This is a genomic window from Kluyvera sp. Awk 3, from assembly GCF_028069715.1.
GTDB lineage: Bacteria > Pseudomonadota > Gammaproteobacteria > Enterobacterales > Enterobacteriaceae > Kluyvera > Kluyvera georgiana_A.
On record NZ_JANEWH010000259.1, the window covers coordinates 1 to 2,264 of the forward strand.

The 2,264-nt window shown below is 50.0% G+C and carries 1 protein-coding gene; it reads left to right on the forward strand.

All coding sequences use genetic code 11. The annotated features are described in order from the left end of the window. Positions 1-127 precede the first annotated feature (127 nt). A complete protein-coding gene (locus tag NNN71_RS24420; RefSeq protein ID WP_271459560.1) occupies positions 128-2,113 on the forward strand; it encodes an alkyl/aryl-sulfatase in 1,986 nt (661 codons plus the stop codon). The last annotated feature ends 151 nt before the right edge of the window (positions 2,114-2,264 follow it).

Sequence of the window (2,264 nt, forward strand, 5' to 3'; positions counted from 1 at the left end):
AATAACGATCATCCTCACAAACAAACCTCTCAAATTATCAAAATAGCCACTAGTATAGATCGCCATATCTCAGGCGCTGGTTGTTTGCCGAATAATTCATAACATTAATAATGAAAGGGAGTTTTATATGAATAACTCTAGGTTATTCCGTTTCAGCAACGTGTTTATTGCCGTTGGTGTCGCCAGTGGCCTATTGATAAATAACGCCTTCGCAGCCGAAATGCCGAAAGAAGCCACGCAATATACCCATGAAATTAATCAGCAGTATGCTAAATCCTTACCCTTTAGCAATCGTCAGGATTTTGAAGATGCCCAGCGCGGGTTTATCGCGCCGCTGTTGAATGAAGGGGTGCTAAAAAACGACGAGGGTAAAACCTACTACCGCGCCTATGATTATAAATTCGATATCAATGCGCCAGCGCCGGATACCATTAACCCGAGCCTGTGGCGTCAAACGCAAATAAACGGTATTTCCGGGCTGTTTAAAGTGACCGACCGCATGTACCAAGTGCGCAGTCAGGACATCTCGAATATCACCTTTATCGAAGGTGATACGGGAATTATTGTTATCGACCCGCTGGTCTCCGCGCCAGCCGCTAAAGCCAGCCTCGACCTCTACTTCCAACACCGTCCGCACAAGCCGATTGTCGCCATCATTTATACCCATAGCCACGTTGACCATTATGGCGGCGTAAAAGGGCTCGTCTCGGAAGATGACGTAAAATCCGGTAAGGTGCAGATCATCGCCCCCGCGGGCTTTATGGAGGAAGCGATCAGCGAGAACGTGATGGCAGGCAACATCATGGGCCGACGCGCCACATACTCCTACGGCCTGCTGCTGCCTAAGAACGCCAGCGGTAATATTGGCAATGGTCTCGGCGTTGCCGTAACGGGTGGCTATCCAACGATTATCGCGCCGACAAAAAGCATCACCAAAACGGGTGAAAAGCTGACCATCGACGGTCTGGAGTTTGATTTCCTGATGGCGCCAGGCAGCGAAGCCCCGGCGGAGATGCACTTCTATATTCCGGCGCTGAAAGCGCTGTGCACGGCGGAAAACACCACCCACACGCTGCACAACTTCTATACCCTGCGTGGCGCGAAAACTCGCGATACCGCGAAGTGGTCCGAGTATTTAAATCAGACGCTGGATATGTGGGGCAGTCAGGCCGACGTACTGTTTATGCCGCATACCTGGCCGGTGTGGGGAAATAAACAGATTAACGACTATATTGGCAAATATCGCGACACCATTAAGTATATTCACGACCAGACGCTGCACCTGGCAAACCAGGGCTATACGATGAATGAGATCGGCAACATGATTAAGTTGCCGAAAAACCTGGAAGATAACTGGGCCAGCCGCGGCTATTACGGCTCGGTTAGCCATAACGCTCGTGCGGTCTATAACTACTATCTCGGCTACTTCGACGGTAACCCCGCCAACCTGAACCCTTACGGCCAGGTTGAGATGGGCAAACGCTATGTGAAAGCGCTGGGCGGCGAGGAGCACGCGATTCAGCTGGCGCGTGAAGCCTTCGACCAGGGCGACTATCGCTGGACCTCAGAGCTGTTAAAACAGGTCATCGCCGCCGATCCAACCAATAAAACCGCCAGAAACCTGCAGGCTGACGCCTTCGAACAGCTGGGCTATCAGGCGGAATCCGCCACCTGGCGCGGCTTCTATCTGACCGGTGCAAAAGAGTTGCGCGACGGCGTCGCTAAACTGCCGGTGGGCGCTACCGCGTCGCCGGATACCCTGAAGGGGATGACCGTCGAAATGCTGATGGACTATCTTGCTGTTAGCCTCGACAGCCGCAAAGCCGACGGGAAAAACATTAATATCAACTTTAACCTCGACAACAACGATAATCTGAACCTCGCATTAAACGATAGCGTACTTAACTATCGTAAAACGCTGCGCAGCAATGCCGATGCGTCGTTCTATATGAGCCGGAACGATCTGCATGCCGTGCTGCTGGGCCAGGTGAAAATGAGTGATTTAATCAAACAGAAAAAAGTCAACGTGATTGGCAACGCCAAAAAGCTCGACGAGATTCTGTCCTGTATGGACAAATTTGATTTCTGGGTCAATATCGTGACGCCGAATTAATCGAGGAATAGTCCAGGGGCCTTGCCCCCTGGACATATTAGATTCACAAAATAAATATATATAAAGCTCATCTTTAATTTGTGAATAAGTTATTAATGCGGTTCATTGACAAATCACTGCCGTCTTAATAAACAAATCGCCATACTAAGAT